This window comes from Paraburkholderia ginsengisoli NBRC 100965 (assembly GCF_000739735.1).
GTDB classification, from domain to species: Bacteria; Pseudomonadota; Gammaproteobacteria; order Burkholderiales; family Burkholderiaceae; genus Paraburkholderia; species Paraburkholderia ginsengisoli.
The window spans coordinates 22,947-47,766 of record NZ_BBJF01000013.1 but is presented as its reverse complement, the minus strand read 5'-3'; the positions used below and the strand labels follow the sequence as shown (position 1 = coordinate 47,766).

Genomic DNA, 24,820 nt, shown 5'->3' with positions numbered 1-24,820 from the left:
GCCGGCGGCCGCGCGAAGCACGGCGCCGGCGAGTATTTCCGAAGACTTGTGATAACTATAAGGAATCCGAATATGTTGACTCAGGGAGCGGGAAGCGCTGCGTCGGCCGGACCGGACGACGCGGTTGCCGGAGCGGCGGGCGCGCGTTGCGCGTATATCGTCCCGGTCATCCTTGCGGGGGGATCGGGCACGCGGCTGTGGCCCGTGTCGCGCGAAAGTTTTCCGAAGCAACTGATCGACGTGGTCGGCTCGGACTCGCTGCTGCAGGCCACCACGCGGCGCATGGACGGCTTTCCGGCCGGCTGGAGCGTCGACGCTGCGCCGATCATCGTGTGCGGCGAAGAACATCGCTTCGTGATTGCTGAACAGCTTCACGAAAACGGCGTCGACGCTCGTCTGATCGTCGAGCCGGCACGCCGCGATACGGCGCCCGCGTTGACGCTGGCGGCGTCGCTTGCCTGCGCGGATGGCGACGACGCGATTCTCTTCGTGATGCCGGCCGACCATTCGATCGCCGACGTGCCCGCGTTGCAAGGCGCGCTCGAATGCGCCGCGCGCTACGCGGAGCGCGGCGCGATCGTGACGCTGGGCGTGCCGCCCACGCGTCCCGACACGGGCTTCGGCTATGTCCGCATCGGCGCAGAACTGGGCGACGGCGGGCATGCGATCGACGGTTTCGTCGAGAAGCCCGCCGAGGAAATCGCCACGCAGTACGTGGCGGCCGGGAAGTACTGGTGGAACAGCGGGATCTTCATCGTGCGGGCCCGTGTGTGGCTCGACACGCTGAAGCGTCTGCAACCCGAGATGTATGCGGCCTGCGAACGCGCGTTCGCCGGCGGCAGGAAAGACGACGCGGTGTTCCGTCCGCTGCTGGACGCGTTTCTCGGCGTGCCCGCTGATTCGATCGACTACGCGGTGATGGAACGCCTGACCGACAGCGCCGACACCGCCGACAGCGCCGCCGCAGGGCCGCTCGATAGCGCAACGGTAGTGAAGCCCGCCGGCGTGGTGGTCAGACTCGATGCCGGCTGGTCCGACCTCGGCTCGTGGGACGCCGTGTGGGCTGCGATGGACAAGGACGCCAACGGCAATGCGGGGCGCGGGCGGGTCGCGTTCGAAGGCGCGGTGTCGAGCTACGCGCATTCGGAGGGACGGCTGGTCGCGTGCGTCGGCACCACCAACGTGGTGGTGGTCGAAACCGCCGACGCCGTGCTGGTGGTCGACCGCTCGCATGTGCAGGACGTGAAGGGGCTGGTGTCGCGCATCAAGGCTCAGCACGCACCCGAAGCCGACGCGCATCGCAAGGTGCACCGCCCCTGGGGGTACTACGATTCGCTCGACCGTGGCGAGCGTTTCCAGGTCAAGCGCATCGTCGTCACGCCGGGCGCGCAACTGTCGTTGCAACTGCATCACCACCGCGCCGAACACTGGGTCGTCGTGCGCGGTACGGCGCGCGTCACGCGCGGCGAAGAGCAGTTCCTGCTGAGCGAAAACGAATCGACCTACATCCCGCTCGGTACGCGGCACCGGCTCGAAAATCCGGGGAAAGTACCGCTCGAAATCATCGAAATCCAGTCTGGCGCCTATCTCGACGAAGACGACATTGTGAGGTTCAACGACAACTACGGGCGCTGCTCCTGAGCAGCCCGCCGGTATTCATTCGCGGACCAGGAACGGCAAGTAACGACGTAAGCACAGAGGCAAGCAAAATGCGCAAGTTTCAGGATTTACTCGCGCGGGTTTTCGATGTCGCGTTGGTGTTGGCGGGAGCGGCGGTGGCGTCGCAGATCCGCTTCGACTATCTCGCCCAAGCCGGGTTCTATTGGGCGCTCGTGATGTTTTCCGCCGCGTTCGCGCTGGCGATTTTCCCGGCGTTCGGCGTCTACGAATCGTGGCGCGGCCGCTCGAAGCTGGCGCTGGCCGGGCAGGTGTCGCTCGCGTGGCTGATGGTGCAATGTTGCGCGCTCGTGCTGATGTATTCGCTGCATCGCATCGACCTCGTGTCGCGGCTGTGGTTCTCGTACTGGACCGCGGTGACGGGCGGCCTGCTGATCTCGTACCGGCTGATCACGCACGCGGTGCTGGCGCGTGCTCGCGGCGCCGGCATGAATCTGCATCAGGTCGCGATCGTCGGCAGCGGCACGCAATGCGACGCGATCATTCGCCGCATCGAGTCCGCGCCGACCGCCGGTTTTCGCGCGACCGCCGTCTACAACACGCGCCCGGACGAGTCGGCGGTGGCGAACCGGGGCGTGCCGGTCTTCGATACGGTCGACGCGCTCGCCGGCTACATCCGCACGAACGACGTGCACGAGCTGTGGCTGATGCTGTCGCTGAGCGAGGAGCCGCTGATCTGTTCGTTGATCGGCGAGTTCCGCGACGATCTGGTGAATATCCGCTTCATGCCGGACGTGCGCAGTCACGCGCTGTTCGAAGGTAGCGGCGTGGTGGACCTGCTCGGCATGCCGGCGATCAATCTGGTTGCCTCGCCGCTGTCGGCTAGTTCGATGCTGAAAAAGGAAATTTTCGACCGGCTGTTCGCGGCCACCGCGTTGCTCGCACTTGCGCCGCTGATGCTGGCGATCGCGCTCGCGGTGAAGCTCTCGTCGCGCGGGCCGGTGCTGTTCAGACAGAAACGCAAGGGCGCGGACGGCCGCGTCTTCACGATCTACAAGTTCCGCTCGATGCGTCTGCATACCGAAGCGAAGGGTGCGCTCAGCCAGGCCACGCGGCACGACAAGCGCGTGACGAAAGTGGGCGCGTTCCTGCGCCGCACGAGTCTCGACGAGCTGCCGCAATTTTTCAACGTGTTGCGTGGCGACATGTCGGTCGTTGGACCGCGTCCCCATGCACTCGAGCACGACGACCTCTATCAGAAAGTGGTCGCCGGCTACATCAATCGCTACCGGATCAAGCCGGGCATCACGGGCTGGGCGCAGATCAACGGCTTCCGGGGCGAGACTGACCGCATCGAAAAGATGGAACGTCGCGTCGAACATGACCTGTATTACCTGGGCCATTGGTCGTTCGCACTCGACATGCGGATTATCGGCGCGACGATTGTCGCTGGACTGGTGCATCGAAACGCTTACTAAGCATTTAAAAACACGCCGGCGCTACCGCCTTTGGGAGCGGTTGCCGCGCGCACGGAGGAAATATCATGAGCTCACTTGGTCTACGCACGGGAAGTCTCCTGGTTTTCGCTACGGCAACGCTGCTTTCCGGATGCGGGATCGCACCCGGTCAACGGATGGTCACGCCGGCCGCGATCCAGGACACAGGGGGTGACTTCAGCACGGAAGCCGCGCAGCAACAGCAGATACCGATTACCGATATCAACCTGACCCTGCTGCGCAAGATACACGCGGATCAAACGTCGGCGGCACTGCCGTCGCAGACGCTTGGCCTGTTCGGCACGCCACCCGTCTATAAGGTCGGCCCCGGCGACGTGCTGCAGATCGTCGTGTGGGATCACCCGGAACTGGCCGCCGCGCTCGGACAGCCGAACCAGAGCACGCGCAATGCGGACGCGATTCCGGGCTTCCTGATCGACGAAAACGGCGACATGCAGTTCCCGTACGCGGGCAACATGCATGTGGCCGGCAAGGACGTCGCGACGATCCAGAGGGAACTGCACGCCCGTCTGAGCAAGGTGTACCAGAAGCCCGAAGTGACGGTGCGCGTGGCGTCGTTCCGCAATTCGCAGGTTTATCTGGACGGTGAAGTGCGCACGCCCGGCGCGCAATCGCTCAACGACATTCCGATGTCGCTGACGATGGCGATCAACCAGGGCGGCGGCTTCAGCGCGAATGCCGACCGCAGCCGCGTCGAGCTGGTCCGCAACGGCGTCGTGTATCCGATCAATGTCGACGATCTGATCAAGCGCGGCCGCAATCCGTCGCAGATCTATCTGCAGCCGGGCGACCTGGTACGGGTGGCGGCGCGTGAAGACAGCGGCGTGTACGTGATGGGCGAGGTCAACAAGCCGGCCACCGTCCTGCCGTTGCGCAACGGTTCGCTGACGCTGTCGCAAGCGATCTCCGATGGCGGCAGCTTCGATTCGAACACGGCCGCGGCGCAGCAGGTGTTCGTGATCCGCAATTCGACGAGCGAGTCGCCGCAGATCTATCACCTGGATGCGACCTCGCCGGTTTCCATGGTGCTCGCCAATCAGTTCGAGCTTCAGCCGAAAGACATCGTCTACGTCGGACAAGGCGGACTGGTTCGCTTCAACCGCGTGTTGAACCTGCTGCTGCCGGCCATCAATGCGGCTGTGACGGGCGTGGTGCTGACGAAATGATGCGACGCGCAACCTGAACCCTGAACCGCCGGGCTTTGTTGGGTGAAGAAAAAAAATGGCCATCAACTACGACAACCGCTACACCGACGTGTCCGGACCGGACGTGCCTCATCTGTCGGACTACCTGCGCACGATCGTGCGCGGGTGGCGCACCATCCTGACGGTGACGCTGATCGCACTCGCGCTGGGGTGCGCGTACGCGTTTCTCGCGCCGCCCACGTATCGTGCGGACGTGCTGTTTCACGTCGAGGACAGGTCGGCCAACGGCAATGCAACTGCCAATGCCGGTGCGAGCGGCAAGGATGCCTTGTCGTCGCTCACCGGCATGTTCGACACCCGGCCGTCGACGGCGGCGCAGATCGAGTTGCTGAAGTCGCGGCTCGTCACGGAGGAGACGGTCAGGAATCTGCACCTCGATATCACGGCGACGCCGCGTTATCTGCCGGTGATCGGCAGAGCGATCGCGGGGCTGGTGAACGGCAAATGGGGTTTCAGGCTGCCGTCGTTCATCAATCTGTCGGGCTTCGCGTGGGGCGGCGAGAGCATTGCGGTGTCGCGCTTCGATACGTCGAAGGAGATGTACGACGCGACCTTCACGCTGATCGCCGGCGCCGACGGCACGTATGTGCTGCGTGACCCGAACGGCATCGCGATCCTGTCGGGCCGCGTCGGCGAGACCGTCGCGACCGATACCGCCGACGGCCCGATCGCGCTGCACGTCGACAAGCTGGCCGGCACGCCCGGCTCGCGCTTCGAACTGTCGCGCGCGTCGACGCTGAGCACGGTCGACCGTTTGCAAAAAGCGCTGCAGATTCACGAAACCACGTCGCAATCCGGCGTGATACGCGCGAGTGTCGAAGGCGGCGATCCCGTGTTGACCGCGGCGATCGTCAACAGCGTGGCGCGCGAGTTCCTGCGTCAGGACATCGCGAGCCGTTCGACCGAGGCCGATCAGACGCTGGCGTTTCTCGAGCAGCAACTGCCGGCTTTGCGCAAGGAACTCGACGAAGCCGAGCAACGCTACAACAAATTCCGCAACACGCACGGCACGGTCGATATCGGCGAGGAAAGCCGCCTGCTTGTGCAGCAGATCGTCGACAACAAGACCCGGCTGCTCGATCTGCAACAGCAACGCGCCGAGATGTTGCAGCGCTTCACCGCGAGTCATCCGATGGTGGCGGCGCTCGACGCGCAGATCGCCGCGTTGCAGGGCGCGCAGATCAACATGAACCGCACCGTTTCGGTGATGCCGGACACCGAGCAGAACGCGGTGCGCCTGCTGCGCGATGTGCGTGTCAACACGGACCTTTACACGAATGTGCTGAACAGCGCGCAGCAATTGCGCGTCGCGAAGGCCGGCCAGGTCGGCAGCGTGCGCGTGGTGGACTTCGCCGAAGCGCCCGACGAGCCCGTGCGCCCGAAGCGCATGCTGGCGATTCTGATCGCGCTCGGCGGCGGCCTCGGACTTGGCATCCTGTTGACCTTCTTCAAGCGCGCGATGTTTGGCGGCGTCGAGCGTTCGGACGAACTCGAAGCGAGGCTCGGCCTGCCCGTATTCGCGGTCGTGCCGCGCAGCCAGACCCAGTTGCGCCTGCAGGAAAAGGTGGCGCTGCGCCGGCGCGGGCTGCATGTGCTCGCGCAGCAGGCGCCCGAAGATCTCGCGGTGGAAGGCGTGCGCAATCTGCGCACGTCGTTGCAACTATCGCTCGACCATGCCGAGAACAATGTCGTGATGATCACCGGCTCGCGGCCCGATAGCGGCAAGTCGTTCCTGTCGGTGAACCTGTCGGCGCTGGTGGCGTCGGCGAACAAGCGCGTGCTGATCATCGACGGCGACATGCGGCGCGGCGACGTCCATTCGCATTTCGGCATCCCCCATCAGCCGGGTCTGTCCGACGTGCTGAGCGGCGGCAATCTGCACGCGATGATCCAGCGCGATGTGCTGCCCGGTCTCGACGTGCTCCCCAAGGGGACGCTGCCCGCGCATCCCGCCGAACTGCTGACGAGCAAGCGCTTCGAAACGATGCTCGACGAACTGAAGCCGCACTACGACCTCGTCATCGTCGATACGCCGCCGGTGCTCGCGGTCACGGACTCGACGCTGATCGGCAAATACGCGGGCACGACGCTGCTGGTGGTGCGCCACGGCCGCCATCCGCTCAACGAGATCATCGAGACGACCAGGCGGTTGCGCAACGGCGGCGTCGCGATGCGCGGCGTGCTGCTCACCGACGTGCCGCAGGAAGGCGCGTTTCTTGGCTCCGGATACCAGGGCGGTTATTACGGTTACGACAGTATTGCCGGGTGACGGCGCGGCGTTCTTTTTCCGCGTGCTGCCCGGCTGTGGTGCGGCGTCGGTGTAGGCGTAAGCGTAGGCATTGCGCATCTCCGTCAGGGAGAGGCTGCATGAAACGCAAAGTGACGCTGATCACCGGCGTTTTTGCATTGGCGAATGGATTTCCGTGTGTCCTCCAACGGGTCGATACCGGCGACGTGCCGCGCCATGCTGATGCGTTTGTCATCGCGCTGGGGCAGGCGCAGGCGCAGGCGCAGCGCTCGCTGCCGCGCGGTCGACCGCGTGCGGATATCGTGATGCCGCCTAGGCGCGGTTGCGCATCGGGTGAGTGTGGCGATGGCGACGCGGTAGAGCGTTGTGCGCGTATCAGCCAGGTTGGACTCGCTGGTGTCTGTGCGCGCTCACGTGACGGTGCGCGCGATGGCGAGTGATGACAGCCTGCTGCTTTTGCAGCATCGCGGTCAGGACGCCACCGGCTTTGCGACAGCTAGTGTGCGTGAATGAATGCTTCGCGTCGGCGGCGAAGCGTATGCCTTCGCACTCACATGTGTGGAGTGCCGATACCAGCGCGACGCGCCGTCAATGATGCGTGATGATGTCGCTCGGCGCGGGCGCCGTCGGTTCCGGCGCAGCCTCGACGGGCGGCGGTGCGATCTGGAGTCCGGACTCGTGCATCGCAAGCGTCACGAGGCGCTGCGCCTCCTTGCTGCTCGCATCGATCTCGAGCGCAGTGCCCGCGTTGCGTGACACGCAGCCCCAACGTCCGACATATCCGCAGCCGCGCGCGAGGCTAAGCAACGCGTCGCGCTGCTCTTCGCGCGTGCTCAGCGCGGAGCGCATGCGCTGTGCGTCGCGGCTCTCGGGCTGTGCGGCAACGGCCGCGGAGAGCTGCGATCTGGTCGCCGACAGATTGTTCTCCTGCAAATTGACGCGCGCCGCTCTCAGATGCCTCGCCGCGTCCGCGCGTAATTTGCTGGCCGGGCTGGCCGATTGAACGCCGGCGCCGCGTCCGGCATCGGATGCTAACGTGGCGGTGCGTCTTGCATCGGGCGTCGCCGCAACCGTGCGCCTTGTATCGGGCGTCGTCGCCGCAGTACGCCTCGTGTCGGACGCGGACACGACCGCGCTTCTCGCATCGGGCGCTACCGCAACGGCACCTCTTGCATCGGGCGCGGCTGCAAGCGTGCCTGTCACATTGGACGCCGTCGCAATGACAGCCCTTGCATCTGGTGCAGTTGTAGTGGGACGCCTCACATCGGCCGCCGTCACAACGGCGTGGCGTTGTGCAGCCGGTGAGCCGACCGGCGGCGCAACCGGCAGGGAGCGCACCGCCGCAGACCGCTGCGCGACGATATTCGCCGGCCGCTGCGCAAGCTCCGGGTCAGGCCTCTTTCGCGCGACACCAACGGACGGCTTGCCGTTCTGCGTCTGCACCTTGCCGGACACCGCGACCGGTATGCCGACGCGCGCCTCGTCGCTATGGATGAAGCCGAGATACACGACGGCAGTCGCCACCAGCACCGACGCGCCCACCGCGATAGGTTGGCGCAGCCGTCGATAGACGCTCGTCGCGGCCACGGGCTCCTCGATCGCATCGTAGCGCTGGACCAGCGCCCGCGACGACGGGCTCCAGATCCTGCGCGTCGGCAGTGTGGGAACGCGCATGGGCAGGCGACGATGGTCCGGCGGGAGGTGCCCACCTGGCGCGAGCGCGGCGCGTGCGGCGAACGTGTCGGCGGGATACGCATGGCACGAAGGACACGGCGAGAAGAGAGCGGCCAGCGGCGCACCGCATTGGCCGCAGCGTCGGAAATTCTGCTGATCGGAAGTCGTATCGCTGAGCATGGCGGGGTCGCTAACGGGCATCGAGTGCCGACGCCGCGATCGAAAGAACAGAGCGCGGCAACGAGGTGTGCAGCGGGCGTTACTGTGCGACCACGTAACCCCGCGCCTGCATGCACGCGCCATACGCTGCCCAGTACTGGGTCATCGGCGGCTCAGGGGCCGGTAGCGGCGGCAGCTTCACGCTCGACGCCGCGTTCGCCTGCGCCGACGAACCCGCCGCCGCGGACGATGCGCCGAGGTCGGCTGTCGCCGCCGATGCCCCGGTGGCAGCCGAGGCGGCCGCGGCGGGCGCGTTAGCGGCGCTCGTCGTAGGCGCGCTAGCCGGTCGTGGCGCCGACGCGCCCGCAGCCGCGGTCGCCACCGGCTCGCTTGCACCGGGTGCGGTCGCGGCTGCGGGCATGCTCGCGCTCATCGGCGCGGCGGAGAAAGTGCTGGACGGCAGCGGCGGGCGAGACGGTACGCCCGTCGACGTGGCTTTGCTGGCGGGTTGAGGACGCGGTGGAATCTGCGGTTCGCGCCTGATGTCGACCTTGGTCTTGTTGGCTTCGGCGTAGCACAACGCGGTGTCGATGCTACGCTGATACGGACTCTGACTTCGGACCGGATAAGTGAGCGGCTGCCATGCGAAGGCAGAGCTGCTCACCACCATTAGCGTCAGTACGGTATATGTTTTAAATTCCATCGCAGTGGCTCCCGCAGCGATGTTTCGCCTTTTCATTGGCTAATGCGCTTCGCGACGTGTTCTATTGGCTGTTGATTCTGCCGCTGAACGGCGGCTCACTGCCGCGAAGGCTACTTTCCCTGAGCGTAACACCGCGTATTGTCGAATCAATGGTCTGCATAGCGCGCGAAAACGCCATCCTGCTGTCCATTAAAGACATTTCGGCGCGATGCGGCGGAAAACGACGGGAAAGCTCGGGCAATCCCTGGGCGCCGCGATGAACCGTCAGGAGGTAGCGATGAACGACGTACGACACTGCCCCGGAGTGCTGGTCGTGGTGACATGCTGCCTGCTGGCGTGGACGGCGCTGCCGCAGCCAGCTATGGCCAGCGAAGATGCCGCGAATGCCAAAGCGGAAACAGCGGGTGAGCGTGCTCACTTCGCGCGCGAGTTCTGCGAGGTGTCGTCCGAACGCGTTGACGCCTATAAACAGCGGCTGAGAAAAGTGCTGCACGAAGCGAGCGACTTCGATCGACACTGGCAAGTCGGATGGCGACGCGCCGAGAACGACAACCGGCAGATGGCGGCGCTGCGTGATCGCGATCCGGCGGACTTCGCGGCACGGACCAAGGTGAATTGCGAGCGAATCAAGTGGATGGTCCAGAATTCGCTGCGGCCGGCGGCGCGAAAGTGAGCGGGCGAATGCCTGTCTGGTTTGCTTTTTCTATGGCGTTTCTCTATCGCAATCATGTCACGGCCCGCATCGCTACACGGCGAGAATGGACCAACGTCGCCCTCACCCCGGCGAATACTTTCTGAGCCATCAGAGCTTCTCCATCATCATCATCGAGAACATACGGAAAGAAGCCTCGACGGAAAAGCTTTTCGACACAACGGCGTGGCAGCGAACATTCGATAAGCATGCTGCCATGTTCGTATGGACACTTGCGCCAACCGCGAGGAGACCGCGATGTCCACCGATAAGCATTGGGAAAAATGGGGAAAATTATCGCCGTACTATGGTGTCGTCAGTTGGCCTGAGTTCAAGGAACCCGAACTGTCGACCGACGCGAAACAACAGTTCTTCCAGAGTGGAGAGCTGTATGTTTCCGACATGTTCAATGTGATACATCGGCATCTGAATCCGGACTTTCAGGCCGAGCGGGCCACGGATTTCGGGTGTGGCGTGGGCCGCTTGATCATCCCGTTGTCGAGGCGGGTAAAGAGCGCGGTTGGAATCGACGTTTCGCCATCCATGCTGGAAGAAGCGGCGAAAAACGTCACCCAGGAAGGCATCGGCAATATCGAGTTCGTTCGATCCGATGATGGGCTGACGAATCTCCACGGAATGTTCGACTTGATCAATTCCTATATCGTCTTCCAGCATATTCCGGTCGAGCGCGGAATGAAGCTCGCCGAGGCCCTGTTGGGTCACCTGTCGCCAGGTGGAATCGCCGTTCTACACTTTACCTACGATAGCAATGCGACCCGGCTCGCCCACACCATCAGCGGGACTCGCGACCATTTCGCGCCCGCGAACTGGCTGGCCAATCTTGCTCGTGGAAGGCCTATGTTTGAACCGACGATGCAGATGAATGCGTACAACCTGAACAGACTTCTCATGCTATTCCAGCGGTGCGGCATCGAAAAACTGCACGCTGAGTTCACCGATCACGGTGCGCGTGGGGTCCAGTTTTTCCTATTGAAGTCCGGCACTGCCGGATGACACACAGGTCGTGAAGGGGGGTGACGGTAGAGGCAGTCGCCAGAAAGCCGAATTGTTAAATCAGTTATCCTCAATAAAAAATCCCGTGGCCACTTGAATGGAAGCCACGGGATTTTTCTTTCGATGCTTCTGAACCTGCCGCGCCCCGAAGCACATCGTCGACATGTCGGGAGTGTGTTCTTTCGCTGGCGATCCATCTCAATGCCGTCTGCGACGCAGCACCTCGCTAAGACCCAGCGAATGACCAGGATCGTAGTAATGGATCAGCAGTGTGCGGCGCTGTCCTGTCTCGACTTCGAGGTTCGCGTGCTGGAGGGCAAAGCCATTGAATACGTAGACGCTGCCGATCTGCACCGGCACGCGATCGCAATTACCTCGACGCAGATCGTGCTGCGTCAGCCATTTCCGCCAGCCGAGCGGCAGGCCGCGCTGGATGCCGTGGCGAATCTTGCATATCACATTGCCCGGCGTGGAGACTGAAAGACGAGGGCGGCGATACATCACGAGATCGCCGTTGGCGTCACCCTCCGGCGCCAGTTGTAGCGGAATGAGTAACGTCAGCAGATGGGAGTCGTAATGGCGGCAATGACTTTCCGCCACCGTCGCCGCGCTCGAACAGCGAATCACGTGAAAAGGCTGAAGCGGCAATTCCGTCTGTCCGGCTTTGGCCGCCATCGCGCGTGTACTGGTACACATGTTCTCTTCGAGTTGCCGGAATGATTCGCTACGGCGAATCAACTCGGCCGCCATCAGGCTCAATTGAGCACGTTGCGCCAGACTTCCAAATGAACGATCGATGGCTTCGTTGATCTCTGCGATTGCCTCTATCGGAATCACATCGCTAAAAGACTTCAGCGCGACCCCTGTTTCTATTCGAATCCGCTTCGCGGGCGTATGACCTTGTGCGTCTGACATGGATTGCATGGTTCGGATTCTCGCAGTTGTTGAAACTTGTTATGTCGAATAGATCGGACCGTAATGAAAAGTATTCCGTGGCCGTTTTTTACTATGTACGTTCGCCAACACAAGTTGTCGGAGCGCGTAGAACATTGGGTTTTAGGCGAGCGGAATGAAGCGGCGAACCGGGATCCGGCGCACTCGGAGTGATGTGAAGCGAGCAGGCGAAAGAGCTTTCGCCGAATACGGTCAGCCGCTTGAAAGGTGTAGTGGCTGACGAGTGCTTGCGATGGAAAAGGCAGGAACTGCCGGTCGAGAAACGATCACATACGTTGGTTCGTTAGACCACATTCCGGCACCGGGCGCGCGCGTACATTCTTTCTCAGTCTTTCTCATTCTTTCGAAAGCACCGCCGAGCATGCCGGACCAGATCGGCGAAGTGCCTCGCGAATCGTTAGAGCAGGGTATTCATGCGTCCGCATCGTCGCGGGGTGTCTATTCTCTCTTGAGAGCCCAAACATGACGTCTTCCGATCGCCACGACCCGATTCCCGGGGTCGCTAACAGCGCCCGTACGCCAGTGTATGTACCGCCATCACAACGGATTGCCGCATCGCAATTGAGTGCTTTTGCTTCAGCGCTCCAGGTGCGCACGGGTTTGCCTCTGTCCGATTACACGCGACTGCACGAGTTTTCTGTACGTGATTACCGAAGCTTCTGGCGTTGCTTTCTCAAGTGGTGCACGGACATCGAAACTTCAGGCGAAGTCGAGCCGGTCTGCGTTGGCGAAGACATCGAGCGTGCGAAATTTTTTCCGCGCCTCGAACTGAGCTATGCGGATAGCCTGCTCGGTTTGAGCATCGCCGACGCCGATGCCCCAGCATTGTCCGAGTGTCATGTGGACGCGCCGCGTGTGCGCCTGACGCGCCGCGAACTGCGCGAGCGCGTGGCTAGCCTGGCTTGCACGCTCGAACGTCTCGGGCTGCGCAGCGGCGATCGTGTGGCCATGGTCATGCGCAACGATGCGCAGGCCGTCATCTGTACGCTGGCCGTTGCTGCGCTCGGCGCTACGGTGGCGAGCGCGGCACCGGAGATGGGGGCCGACGCGCTGCTCGATCGTTTCGTCCAGCTTGCGCCACGACTGCTGTTCGCGCACACGGCGACGCGTGCGTTCGACAGGGGAACCGCGCTGGCGGAGAACATCGCCGGCCTCGCGTCGGCGATGCCGTCGCTCGAAGGCATTATCAGCCTCGACGACGGACCGTTGCCGGGCAGCGTCACGCTGCCGGTTCACTCGCTTGGCGCCTTGATTGCACAATCCGATCCGGCCGACTTCGTCTGGCGGCGCTTTCCGTTCAATCATCCGCTGTTCATCATGTTTTCGTCGGGTACGACCGGCAAGCCGAAATGTATCGTGCATGGCGCCGGCGGCACGCTGCTCGAACACCTGAAGGAGCATCGGTTGCATACCGACTTGCGCCCCGGCGACAAGCTCTATTTTCAGACCAGCTGTGCATGGATGATGTGGAATTGGCAGCTCTCGGCGCTTGCATCGGGGGTCGAGATCGTCACGTACGACGGTCCGCTTGCGACGGTCGATACGTTGTGGCGTATTGCGGCCGATGAACGCGTGAACGTGTTCGGTACGAGCCCCGCCTATCTGAAGATGTGCGAGCAGGCGAATCTCGAGCCCGCACGGCAATTCGACCTTTCAGCGCTGCGCGCGATGCTGTCGACCGGCGCGGTCCTGTTCGATTCGCAGTACGACTGGGTAAAGGAGCACGTCGGACCGTTGCCGCTGCAGTCGATTTCGGGCGGCACCGATATCATCGGCTGCTTTGTACTTGGCAATCCGAACTTGCCAGTCTATGCGGGCGAAGCGCAATGCAAGAGTCTGGGGCTCGATGTTCAGGCGTGGGACGAAGGCCGGCCGGCGGTGGGGATCGGCCATCTCGTCTGCACCAATCCATTCCCTTCACGACCGGTCGGGTTTTTTGGCGATGCCGACGGTTCACGTTTTCATGCGTCGTACTTTGCCGCTAACCCCGGCGCCTGGACGCACGGTGACCTGATCGAATTTTCGCCTCAAGGATCGGCGCGCATGCACGGCCGCTCCGATGGCGTGCTGAACGTCGGCGGCGTGAACGTCGGACCCGCCGAAATCTATCGAATTTTGAACGATATTCCCGGCATCCGGGATGCGATGGTCGTCGATCGGAATGCGGCCGGTTCGTTGTCCCATGCAGACCGCAACGGGGCGAAGGCGAGCTTGACCGCAGGTTCGCGCGAACGAGGCATCGTTCTGCTGCTGGTATTGCAACCCGGTGTCGAGCTGTCCGCCGCGTTGCTGTCGCGCGTACGCGGCGACCTTGTCCGCCGTGCATCGCCTGCGCATGTGCCGGGTCTGGTCCTCGCGGTGGATGCACTGCCGACCACGCATAGCGGCAAGCCATCGGAGGCCGCGGCGCGCGACGCGATCAACGGCGTGCCGGCCAGAAACGCCGGGGCGTTGCGCAATCCCGAGTGTCTTGACGCCATCCGCCAGCAAGCGGCGCGGAACCTTGAAAGAAGCTCGCTGCCATTGCCCGGCAATACGCGCGAGCAGAGGGAGTCGTACCTGCGGGCATTGTGGGAACGCATGTTCGGTTTCGGCCCGATAAGCAGCGACGATAACTTTTTCGATCTGGGCGGCGATTCGCTTCTCGCCGCGGAAATGGCGAGCCATATCCACGAGGCGACCGGGCAGACGATCTCGCTGACGAACTTGATAACCGCGCCGACGATCGCGCAGATCGCCGCTATCCTCGAGGCCGGCCCTGCGAGCGCGCCGTCGAGCGCATTGGTGCTGATGCGCGCGGGCAACGGGACGCCGCTTTTTCTCGCGCACAGCGTCACCGGCTCGGTGATGGAATGCCGCGCACTGATTGGCGCGCTGCGAAACGGCAGGCCGGTGTACGGACTTCACGCACATGGTCTGGAGGGCGAGCAAGCGCCGCAACAGCATGTCATCGACATGGCGCGCGACTACGTGGCGCAGATACGCCAGTTGCAACCGCACGGCCCGTATGCGCTGGCTGGCTACTCGTTCGGCGGCCTGATCGCTCTGGAGATCGCCCAGCAACTGCATCGCGCCGGCGAGCGAGTCGAGATGCTGTGCCTCGTCGACACCTACGTCAACGAGCGGTATCTGCCGTGGAATGCGTGGATGCGTTACGAAGGCCGCTACGTCGTCGAGCAATGGCGGACGTTCCGCCACATGATGTCGGCGCAACGTGCCCGATACGTGTCGACCAAGCTGGCGGCGGCGGTCGACCGGGCGCGCCTGCGCCTGGGCTACACGGCGCATAGGATCGAACCCGACGCTATTGGTTTGCCGCCTGTGCTGCTGCGCGTGCGCCAGGCCATGCAGGTCGCGATGACGACATACCGGCCGAAACGGTATCGTGCCGGCCCGATCCTGTATGTTCGCGCATTGACGCGCATAGAGGGCCGCGGAAATCCATTGCCGTTGTGGCAGCGGGTTGCATGCGGCGGATTGAAGGTCATCGACGTGGCGGGTGGCCACAGCGATATGGTCTTCAGACCGAACGCGGATGTGGTTGCCGCGGCACTCGACGCGGCGTTGTCGGGCAATCGGGCCGCGATCGATTCCTAGCCCCTGTGTTGAACACTGGATGAGTGCGCCCGGCGACCTGCCGGGCCGCCTCGCCGGTATAGGCCTGATCGGCAAACCAGCGCTTCGCGCTTTGCCCGCGCGACACCCATCTTCCGTATGAGCCGCTTGCCCGGCCCGCGCGCGATCCTGCGCATTGGCCGCCATCGCCATCACCCGTCATCTGGGACAGGCAATTGCCGCAAGTATTCACGCCCGGAAGCACTTTCGAGCTCTTGCGACGCTTCGCACCATGGGCAGTCGTGCCATTGGGAACCACCTCGGATCAGCTAGCGCAAGGCCAGTTCACGAATAGATCAGATAGATGCCGGCGGCGAGTAGCGCCGCGCCGGCCGCAGCCTTGACGGTCACCGCTTCGCCGGCGAACAGACCATAGCCGAACAATTCGATGATCGTGATGCCGACCATCAGCGGGTACGCGACGCTCAGCTCTACACGACGCAATGCGACCGCGTACAGCACGAATCCTGCGCCATAGGCGCCGATCGCGCCCACGCGCATCAGCATCGGCCCGCTGGTCAGCGTGTCCAGAGACAGCAGGCCGCCGGAAGTCTGTACCGTGTTCATGGTTGCCGCAACGCGCAGCAGGACACTGGCAACCGCACTGAACGTGCCGGCTGCAAAAAGAAGAAAGATCGCCATTCGTCGCTAGTCGTTGTTATCGAGTGGGCGCGGTGCGCCGGTGTGCATCGAGCCGGTCGTTGCGTTGCCGTGGTCCACCGGCTCGAATCGCTATGCTGCCAGAACGATGCTGGCCACGCACGCCGTTAATACGCACAGACTCACTTTGTCCTTCAGCGCGAACACGATCGGATCGTCATGCATCTTGCCGCGGAAAGCGCTTATCCATATCCGGCTAACCCAGAACAGCATCAGCCCGAACAATGCCCAGAGACCTTCCTGGTGGCGGTACATCAGCTGCACTTCAGGCGAATTCAGGTACAGCGCGAGCACCAGCGCCGCCGTATAGCCGGCGGCGGTGCCGAAGGACTGCAGAATCGCCAGATCCTGTGTGATATAGCCACGTCCGGCCGCGGCGGACTTGCCTTCCTTCAGGATCACGTTGAGTTCGGCGTAGCGCTTGACCATCGCGAGGCTCAGGAAGATCGACACCGAGAACAAGATGAGCCAGTACGACAGTGGAATCTGCCCCGCTGCGCCTCCAGCAACGATTCGCGCGGTGTAGAGCGTCGCGAGCGCGAACACATCGACGAGCATCAGCCGCTTCAGGACGAACGAATAGGCCAGCGTCAGCGCGAAATACAGGCCTAGCACGAGCAGGAACTTCGCCGGCAGAAACGACGTGAGTAGCCCGGTGAGCGCAAGCAGTACGGCGGTCAGTGCGACGCCGAACGACAGCGGCAGCTTGCCGGATGCGAACGGCCGATTGCGCTTGCGGATATGGCGGCGGTCCGCGTCGAGGTCGAGCATGTCGTTGACCAGGTACACGGACGACGCGCACAGGCTGAACGCGAAGAACGCGATGGTCGCGTTGAGAACCGCGGTCGCATTCGTGAACTGGTGCGCCGCAAGCAGCGGCAGAAACACCAGCGTGTTCTTGCACCATTGGTAGACGCGTGTCGCCTGCAGCACGACGCGCAGCGGCGGCCTCACCTCATCGAACAGGATGATCTGCTGGTTAACCTTGCGGGCCGCCGCCGCAATCTTCTGGTTGCCGACCACGATCGCGGCGTGCGCGCGCTTCCAGACAGGCACGTCAGCCATGTCGTTACCGCAGTAGTCGAAACCTTGCTCGCCGAAGCGGCCCGCAAGCGCACTGGCCTTATTGTTGCCGCGCAGGTTCAACTCGCCATTGCTGGCCATGACGCCGCTGAAAATTCCAAAGTGCGCGGCGATCTGCTCTGCGAATTGTTCGTTGGACGCGGTGCACAGGTACAGCTCGCGTCCGCTCTGCTGCTCGGTCCGAAGATAAGCGACCAGCCGGTCGTTGTACGGAAGTATCCCGACATCGATCGTCACGCGTTTCGCGATCTGGTCCTTCAGGCAACCTTTGCCGCGCAGCAGCCAAACCACGCACATGAAAATGTATAACGGGTTTTTCTTGAGCAACACCAGCAGCGATTCGGCCAACAGATCGGTTCGCGCAAGGGTGCCATCGAGATCGACGCACAGTGGAAGAGCGTGAGACGACATGGCGACACCTATTGGCAGAGAAGGAGCGATTGATCGGCGCAAAACACCGGCATGCGGCCTTACGCAGGCCACAGTGCGATCCTAGGGCTCGGCAGTTGAGGCATCTGTTCGGCATCGCACATGGCGGAGCAGTGCCGCCTTGAAGTGCGCTATCGCACAGACGCGAAGTGCCGCACCATTAGGATGGCGGGATCAGTGCTGGAGTCGGCTGATAAATCCAGCCATGTGATCAGGAGCTTCCAATGTCGAATCGAGTCGCGTTGCCCCGTCCCACCGCGTGGATCCTCCTGGCGTTCATCTACTACCTCGCCGCGGCCGCATCGTTCAGTGGCTTCTTCATCAAGTGGCAGTTCTCCGAGACCGAGAAGTACTCGCTTCCGCAGATGCTGGAAGGCACGGCCATACGACCGTTCGTTTATCGGCAATTGCTGCCGATGACCGCCAACGCAATCGACAGTGTGGTCCCGCAAAGCGCCAAAACGACGTTCCTGAACAAGCTTGCCGAGGAGCCGCCGGTCTCGAATCCGATCCAGCGATATTTCCCGAGCGCCACCGACGCAGCCAATCCTCAGTACGCGCTGCGTTATTTTCTTGTCTACGCCATGTCTTTTTTGTCGATGTTCGCTGCGATGTTCGCGATTCGCGCCGCCTGCATCGAGGTGATTGGCGACAGGGTGGCAGCAACACTCACGCCACTGGCGATTGCCGCCATCTTCCCGCTGATCCTGACTGAAGGCGGCTATTACTACGACATGCCCGAACTGATGTTCATGGCGCTTGGCATCTGGCTTGCGGTTAAGCGCAGGATCATTCCGCTCGCCGTCGTCACCGCGATCGCCACGCTGAACAAGGAGTCGTACCTGCTGTTCGTGCTGACGCTCGTCCCGTTCATCGCGTTGCGCCACTCGCGCAAGCAGACAGTCTTGCTGAGCGGCGGCCTCCTTGCGCTCGCCGCAGTGGTCAATCTGTTGATCAAGTCCCGGTACGCGGGCAACGGCGGTAGCGCGATGGAGTACCAGCTCATGTCGCACATCCAGTACCTGGTCAATCCGCGCAATTACCTGCGGATGGAGATGAACTACGGGATCCTGACGACGAAGGGCTTCAACGTAGTCCATCTGCTGCTGGTCGCGCTATTGTTGAGGACCGGCTGGCGCGGCTTGCCGGCGGTGGTGCGCACGCACGCGTGGATCGCGCTGGTGATTACCGTGCCGCTATTTATCGCCTTCTGCTACCGGGACGAATTGCGCAATCTGAGCCTGCTGACGATGACGCTCGCGTTTGTGACCTGCACGACTATTTCGGCCGCGCTGCAGCAAGCGGCCGTGCGCGGTCAACGGCAGACTGCACCGCTGCCGGCGGCGCAGCCGCGCATGCCCGCATCCCGTGAGCCGGTCGCCGCACGCAAGGTCGCGCCGCGCTAACGAGCTGCCGCCCGCTTATCTCCAGGAACATCCTGATTCATTCGCGAGGGTGGAGCCATGTCTTCCAACGCTGCTCTGAATGTAACTGGCCCTGAAGCGGGGGGCGGCTTGATAGCGAGCCGATCGCGACGGCATCTCTTTGGACTGTGCCTGGTCGTATTCGTCACATCGATGGTCGAGGACATTGCGATCCGGCTGCTGACGCACCTGGGGATCGTCAGCAAGCATCCCTCGGTCCTGAATTACGCATTGACCTGGGCGCGCTCCTTACGTAACCCGGGGGACGTCGACGACTCCTGGGGACCCATGCGCGCCGCGCTCGGCTGGTTTCAGCAGCATGCCGACGGCCGTCTCTACGAGCACATATTCTTCGTGGACCGGGTCAAGTTCCAATACCCGCCGAGCAGCCTGTTGCCCCTGCATACGCTGTCGCAATGGGGGATCGCTCCGTCCAACGCGCTCCTGAACTGGATCAACTTCTGGATGGTCCTGGCCAACGTTCTGGCAGCGGGCGCGCTGGCATTCACGCTGGCGCGACGCTCGCCGGGCCATGCGCCACGACGCTGGCAGTTTGCCGTCGTCAGTGCATTCGGCGCGCTGCTCTTTTGCCCGTTGCTCAAGGCATTCGATCTGGGCCAGCTGCAGGTCTGGATCAACGCGTTGTTCGCACTGTCCGCCCTGGCGTGGCTCCTGGGCCGCAAGCAGCTGGCGGGTGTTCTGATCGGCTTGATATGTCTGCTCAAGCCGCAGTTCGTGCTGTTCATGGTGTGGGGCTTGCTGAGGCGTGAGTGGCGCTTCGTCGCGGGGTGGGGCGCGGTCGCGGCGGTGGGGGGTGTCGCATCGCTTGCGGTGTTCGGCATACAGAACCATCTCGATTACCTGGCGGTGCTGCGTGCGCTGTCGCGGACCGGTGAAGCGTTCATTGGCAATCAGTCGATCAACGGCCTGCTGAACAGGCTGCTCGCCACCGACGCGACTCCGGCCCTCTGGAAGATCCACGAATTTCCAGAGTTCAATCCGATTGTCTACGGCGGCACGCTTGTCACCTCAGCCTTGATCATCGGCGCGGCACTGTTCGTTCCGCTGCGCGGTAAGGGGGCCTCCGGGCTGCTCGACTTCCTCGGTGCGGCGCTGTCGTTCACGATGGCGTCGCCGATCGCGTGGGAGCATCACTACGGAATCCTGCCGGTCATCTACATTGCGATGATGTTCGTGTTGCTCAACCGCAGTGCGTCGCGCGCCAGAACCTTCGGTCTGGTGACGCTATTGGTGTCGTACATCTTCACGGGGCACGGGCTGGGCGGCTCCTGGACGCTATGGGGTGCGCTAGCATTGCTCGGCCTCATTTACTGGGTGAATCGGACTCCGCGCGGGGTGGCCGGGATGGCGGGCGGAAAACGCGAGCTGGCCGCTTAAACCGCAGACTCAAGCGCAGCGGATTACTGTCGCATTGCGGAAACAGGGGACGATCGAACAACCGCATTTTCTCAGCGACCTTTCTCCTTTCGCCTGACATATCGACCGGTAGCGAGGATCGGGCGCGAGGTGGCGTGCCGCCCTTATCACGCAAGGGAAGAGGCCGATAATGCTTCAATTGTCTGGCCTTTGCCGGGGACGGCTGGCGCGCTCACTGTCGAGCATGTGCTCCTCCACTGTGGGCTTCCGTACGGACGATATCTTTTGCCGCAGCGGATTATGGAGGCGTACAACGAGGGGCGTGCCGAGAAAAATCACATGGTCGCCGTCGAACGACTCGAAATCGATTCGAAGGTCGGAGCGGCTCACAAAGCGAACAAAGCGTCACGCGAGCGATTCGCGCGGTCCGCCTGGGTCATTCCGCCGACACGGGTGTGATGTTTGCTGGAGCTTGTAGCAGGACGCGCCGGGGTGGTATCCGCCTCATTGCCTTCTTAAAGGGCGGGGCGATTTCGAATAATCGATATTGAAGGGTAACGCGTCCTATGAAACCAGTGGATGAAGGTAGTGGCGAGACAATTTTGTCCGTGATAATTCCGGCGTTTAACGTCGAGCATTATATCGGCCTCGCAATCAAATCAGCCCTCGCTCAACCACGTTCCGACGAGTTCGAGATCATCGTGATCGACGACGGATCGACGGACGGTACATTGGCTCAGATCCTTAAAATCAAGGAAAGCGCGCCTGAGCATCACATCACCGTGATTCATCAGGAAAATCAGGGCGTTTGCGCGGCGCGAAATGCAGCGATGAAGCACGCGAAGTCCCGTTATATCGCTTTCCTCGATTCCGATGATGAATGGTCGGCGAATTTCTCGGACATGATCATGCCGTTGCTCGATGCCGACACGGCGGACATCATTGAATTCAACGTGGGTATGGCGGATCCGAACGGGCGCATCGTCGACGAGCTTCAGATCGTGAACGACGCAACGGTCGGACTCCGTACGAACGATACCGCGAGACTGCTGGAGTTTGCACGCATTTGCCAGATGCATTGCTGCCCGCGAATTTTTCGCCGCGACTTGTGGGATGGCGTGGATTTTCCAGCCGGCCGCGTCTACGAAGAATGCTCTGCAATGCCGATCGTTTATAAGCGCGCTCGCACCTTGTACGGCATTCCCGACCGGCTTTATTACTATCGTCGACGACCGGGGAGTATCACGCAGGTCACCACGCTCAAGTCAGTTGAAAGTGTTGCGCAGTTCTCGGCCGAGGCTCTGGATAAGAGCGGATCTGGACAGGATGCCGCCTATTGGCTTCTGCTCTTTCATAAGTTTTTCGCCATTCAGTGTTTTCTAACTTCCCGTGTCGACTCGTCCGTGTTTCCCGCAGCAATGAAACTCGTCGAGGCGACCGCTGAAGAGTATCGAAACTTCGCCGTCCAGCACAAAGAGCCGTTGCCCGCACTGCGCTTTCGCACGCAGATATTAGTCAATCGTCGCGTGTTCAAGGTGAAGCGATTGATCAAGCGGGCGCTCGGAATGGAACTGCGGACACCCGCAGTCGCACCACGCCGTATCGATTCGCATGGTGCAAACGGCCAGCGCTGGGCCGGCAATCATAAGTGACTTCTCGGGGCGCGCGACGCATGCAACTCTATCCACTACAAACATCTTTCACCGCCGGCGATGACTTCGACCTCGCGGTCCAGCCGCGCAGCAGGTTCTCGATCGCGATTTATCAGCAACGGGACGCGGAGTCGATGATCTGCGTGGGCGGGGTGGTCGCGACGGGCACGCGGGACGTAACGTCGAAGCTGATCAACGGCAAGTACGTATTCGAATCGACACGCGAGCGCATGCCGGTTCGATTCGACACGGACTGGAACTGGCCGACGATCACGGTGAAACCGGATATCGAGGGGCTGGAGAGCGGGGCCTATGCAGCGATTGCGTACGAGGTCGGCCCGACCGGTGAACCACTCACGGATCTGGGGCGCCGTTGCGTTGCGCGTCAGCCTGTTTTCGCCACGCCGCCGGACAGCGACAGCATGGCGCTGATTATCGCGCGACCACGTTCGCCGGCCGCACCGATTGCGTACATAGTGCCGATCGCCACGTACCACGCTTACAACTCGATCGGCGGCGGTTGCTTTTATGGCGATCCGGTTCACCGTACGCATCCGCAGACGAAAGTCACGCTTCTTCGGCCGGGCGGCGGATTCGGCGCTCAACTTGGCTATCCTGACGATGCCTATGACCGGCGCTCGCCGCGCCAGCATTTCACGCATTGGGACGCGAAGTTCGTCCGATGGCTGCGCGCGCACGATTTCGCCTGCGACTTCTATACCGATGTGGATCTGCATCGCGCCACAGACCTGGATCTGACGCAATATCGCTGCATGCTGAGCGTCGGACATCATGAATACTGGAGCCAGCCCATGCGCGACCACGTCGCGCGTTTCATCGCCGGCGGCGGCAATCTGGCCGTGTTCAGCGGCAATACCTGCTACCGGCCGGTCGATTTCGGGGCGGATGCGGATGTGAACAACATCAAGGTAATGAACCGGCTTGCCGAATCCTGGCCCGATTACAGCGAGAGCGATCTCATCGGCTTGAGCTACGGCTATGGCGGCGCGAAATACGGTGTCTGGAGCCGCCTCAGACGCAAATGGACCAAACCCGAACGCGAGCCGATCGGCTATACGGTGCGGCGCGCGGACCATTGGGTCTTTGCCGGCACGGACGTCAAGGACGCGCAGACATTCGGCGCGGAAGATCGCCTGGTCGGCTACGAGGCCGACGGCGTGCCGCGCACACCGAACGGATTCGTGACACTGGCTGATTCGGCGCAACTCGTGGGTTGGGACGTAGGCGGCGCCGCTGCCATGGGCGTGTTCAAACCGGATCTCGGTGACGGAGCGAATCCGGGGCAGGTGTTCAATTGCGGCACCACGGATTGGCCGCGCGTTCTAATGGATAAAAATGCTAGCAGTCACGCCATCGTCGCGCGGATTACGCTCAATGTGATGCGGAATTTCCTGGGCCTCGCCGCGCAAGACGCTTCACTCGAAAACGCGGCGCTTCGCGAGCCGATTGCCTCCGAACGCGACGAACATGCGGCGCCGATCGGTGCGGGGAACTCATGATGGGTGCACTTTGGGTGTTGACCTTCTTCCTCGGTGTGACGAGCGATGTCATGTCGGGGGCGATCCGCTACTACACGTCGCTGGCAGGCGCGCCACAGGCCATCTATCTGCCCAAGCTGATGATGGCCATATGCATCGTGCTCATCGTCCTGAAACGTCCCAGGATAAGTCACCTGCTCGTATTGATGTTCTTCGGGATGCAGGTATGCGTGTCGCTTTTCAATGGCGTCACCCTCAACGCTGCGATTTTCTGGGCGTGGATGATGCTGCCGATGTTCTTCACTATGCTGGCGCCGCCGGAAGCGCTGGCGATTCTCGAGAGACCGGGCGCACGGATTACGGTCGTGATCATCGCCATCGTGTGTATAGCGGGCGTGCTGGTGAATTATTTCGGCTATTTCAACCCGTTGCCGTGGATCGGGGCGAACACGATGGTGGACGGCACGCCGGTGCACGTCGCGAATTCGAACTACGTCGGAGAAGCGCCGCGGTTGCCGGGTTTTGGGCGCGACAGCGCCGCAACGGGGCTCATGATCGGCCTGCTGGCCACCTGGCTGCTGCCGAGATTCCGGTCGTTCAGTCTCGTGTCGATGATGCTCGCGGTAGCGGGACTCTCCATCTGGGCAACGACCAACAAGACATCGCTGGTGGCGCTTGTGATCGTCCTCGCGGTAGATCGTTTCTGCAGGCTGGACACAATCCGCAAAGGCGTTATCTGGGCTGCTGCGGCGACGCTTCTCGTGCCGCTCGCCGCGTTCGCGATCGCGGCGGCGGTCAATGACTCGATGTTCGACGGCGGCGCGCTCAGCTCGTTCCAGGATCGGTTCGACCGTACATGGCCGCTCCTGCTGCAGGGCATGCTTCGCGAGAACCTGATCTGGTTTGGGATTGGTCCCGGCGGGTTTGGCGCCGCGACCGATTATTACCGTAATAACTTCGGTTTCAACATCGGGTATGCGGACAATATTGCGCTGTACGCGATCGCGAACTTCGGCGTAATCGGACTGATTATCTTCGCCACTCTGTTGTCTAGGATACTGTTCTCCAGTGGGTCCACGGATAGAGTGGCATGGACGATGATGATGTTTCTACTGATCAGCGGGATCACCACGGATATCTTTGAATCGCTTGGCTGCCTGCTGTTCTTCGGCCTTGCGGCGAAGACGCTGTGGCTGAATGTAGGAGCGCAGCGCTTCTACATGCATCCCGGTTTTGTGCTTCCCGTAAGGCATCGAAGATCGACGTTTTATGACCAGGACACAAAAAAAATGATCTGAC

18 protein-coding genes are annotated in these 24,820 nt (G+C 62.2%); 13 read left to right on the top strand and 5 right to left on the bottom strand.

All coding sequences use genetic code 11. The features are described 5' to 3' along the window. Positions 1–72: 72 nt before the first annotated feature. The 5 genes from BGI01S_RS20690 (at position 73) to BGI01S_RS20670 (ending at position 7,027) form a co-directional block, all read left to right on the top strand. Entirely contained in the window at positions 73–1,641 is a 1,569-nt protein-coding gene (locus tag BGI01S_RS20690) for a mannose-1-phosphate guanylyltransferase/mannose-6-phosphate isomerase (protein ID WP_042327877.1), read from the top strand. Positions 1,642–1,709: 68 nt separating this feature from the next. Then, entirely contained in the window at positions 1,710–3,095 is a 1,386-nt protein-coding gene (locus tag BGI01S_RS20685) for an undecaprenyl-phosphate glucose phosphotransferase (RefSeq protein WP_042327875.1), read from the top strand. Positions 3,096–3,160: 65 nt separating this feature from the next. Next, on the top strand, positions 3,161–4,300 hold the full coding sequence (locus tag BGI01S_RS20680; RefSeq protein WP_042327874.1) for a polysaccharide biosynthesis/export family protein: 1,140 nt from the start codon (positions 3,161–3,163) through the stop codon (positions 4,298–4,300). Between the two features lie 55 nt (positions 4,301–4,355). Next, positions 4,356–6,608, top strand: coding sequence for a polysaccharide biosynthesis tyrosine autokinase (locus BGI01S_RS20675; RefSeq protein ID WP_042327873.1), 2,253 nt, complete (start codon positions 4,356–4,358; stop codon positions 6,606–6,608). A gap of 110 nt (positions 6,609–6,718) precedes the next feature. Then, positions 6,719–7,027, top strand: coding sequence for a hypothetical protein (locus BGI01S_RS20670; protein ID WP_157004240.1), 309 nt, complete (start codon positions 6,719–6,721; stop codon positions 7,025–7,027). A 148-nt stretch (positions 7,028–7,175) separates the two neighbouring features. Here BGI01S_RS20670 and BGI01S_RS20665 read toward each other — a convergent pair whose 3' ends face one another. Together BGI01S_RS20665 and BGI01S_RS31185 are read right to left on the bottom strand one after the other, a co-directional pair. Further along, positions 7,176–8,261, bottom strand: coding sequence for a hypothetical protein (locus BGI01S_RS20665; protein WP_232624314.1), 1,086 nt, complete (start codon positions 8,259–8,261; stop codon positions 7,176–7,178). 259 nt (positions 8,262–8,520) lie between these two features. Beyond that, positions 8,521–9,123 carry a hypothetical protein gene (locus BGI01S_RS31185; RefSeq protein WP_084585442.1) on the bottom strand — a complete coding sequence of 201 codons (603 nt, stop codon included), beginning with the start codon at positions 9,121–9,123 and terminating at the stop codon, positions 8,521–8,523. Positions 9,124–9,379: 256 nt separating this feature from the next. Between BGI01S_RS31185 and BGI01S_RS20655 the strand changes: the two genes are divergently transcribed. Further along, positions 9,380–9,796, top strand: a complete 417-nt coding sequence (locus BGI01S_RS20655) for a hypothetical protein (protein WP_232624313.1) — start codon at positions 9,380–9,382, stop codon at positions 9,794–9,796. Between the two features lie 276 nt (positions 9,797–10,072). Beyond that, positions 10,073–10,828: a class I SAM-dependent methyltransferase gene (locus BGI01S_RS29035; RefSeq protein ID WP_167335667.1), complete on the top strand. Its 756-nt coding sequence runs from the start codon at positions 10,073–10,075 to the stop codon at positions 10,826–10,828. Between the two features lie 198 nt (positions 10,829–11,026). Here BGI01S_RS29035 and BGI01S_RS20645 read toward each other — a convergent pair whose 3' ends face one another. Continuing rightward, positions 11,027–11,752 carry a hypothetical protein gene (locus BGI01S_RS20645; protein WP_042327868.1) on the bottom strand — a complete coding sequence of 242 codons (726 nt, stop codon included), beginning with the start codon at positions 11,750–11,752 and terminating at the stop codon, positions 11,027–11,029. Positions 11,753–12,244: 492 nt separating this feature from the next. On the opposite strand from BGI01S_RS20645, the gene BGI01S_RS20640 reads away from it, so the two are divergent. After that, positions 12,245–15,379: an acetoacetate--CoA ligase gene (locus BGI01S_RS20640; protein ID WP_042327867.1), complete on the top strand. Its 3,135-nt coding sequence runs from the start codon at positions 12,245–12,247 to the stop codon at positions 15,377–15,379. Between the two features lie 303 nt (positions 15,380–15,682). Here BGI01S_RS20640 and BGI01S_RS20635 read toward each other — a convergent pair whose 3' ends face one another. Continuing rightward, on the bottom strand, positions 15,683–16,039 hold the full coding sequence (locus BGI01S_RS20635; protein WP_042327866.1) for a hypothetical protein: 357 nt from the start codon (positions 16,037–16,039) through the stop codon (positions 15,683–15,685). A gap of 90 nt (positions 16,040–16,129) precedes the next feature. Then, positions 16,130–17,551, bottom strand: coding sequence for a UbiA family prenyltransferase (locus BGI01S_RS20630; protein WP_042327865.1), 1,422 nt, complete (start codon positions 17,549–17,551; stop codon positions 16,130–16,132). Between the two features lie 242 nt (positions 17,552–17,793). Here BGI01S_RS20630 and BGI01S_RS20625 point away from each other — a divergent pair, with 242 nt between their 5' ends. From BGI01S_RS20625 to BGI01S_RS20605, 5 genes are all read left to right on the top strand, one after another. Further along, entirely contained in the window at positions 17,794–18,975 is a 1,182-nt protein-coding gene (locus tag BGI01S_RS20625; protein ID WP_042327863.1) for a hypothetical protein, read from the top strand. A 171-nt stretch (positions 18,976–19,146) separates the two neighbouring features. Next, a complete protein-coding gene (locus BGI01S_RS20620) occupies positions 19,147–20,391 on the top strand; it encodes a glycosyltransferase family 87 protein (protein WP_042327862.1) in 1,245 nt (414 codons plus the stop codon). Between the two features lie 545 nt (positions 20,392–20,936). Then, positions 20,937–22,022: a glycosyltransferase family 2 protein gene (locus BGI01S_RS20615; RefSeq protein ID WP_042327861.1), complete on the top strand. Its 1,086-nt coding sequence runs from the start codon at positions 20,937–20,939 to the stop codon at positions 22,020–22,022. Positions 22,023–22,042: 20 nt separating this feature from the next. Further along, on the top strand, positions 22,043–23,542 hold the full coding sequence (locus BGI01S_RS20610) for a N,N-dimethylformamidase beta subunit family domain-containing protein (protein ID WP_042327860.1): 1,500 nt from the start codon (positions 22,043–22,045) through the stop codon (positions 23,540–23,542). After that, a complete protein-coding gene (locus BGI01S_RS20605; protein ID WP_157004239.1) occupies positions 23,539–24,819 on the top strand; it encodes an O-antigen ligase family protein in 1,281 nt (426 codons plus the stop codon). Before BGI01S_RS20610 ends, BGI01S_RS20605 begins: the two co-directional genes overlap by 4 nt. Position 24,820: the final 1 nt, after the last annotated feature.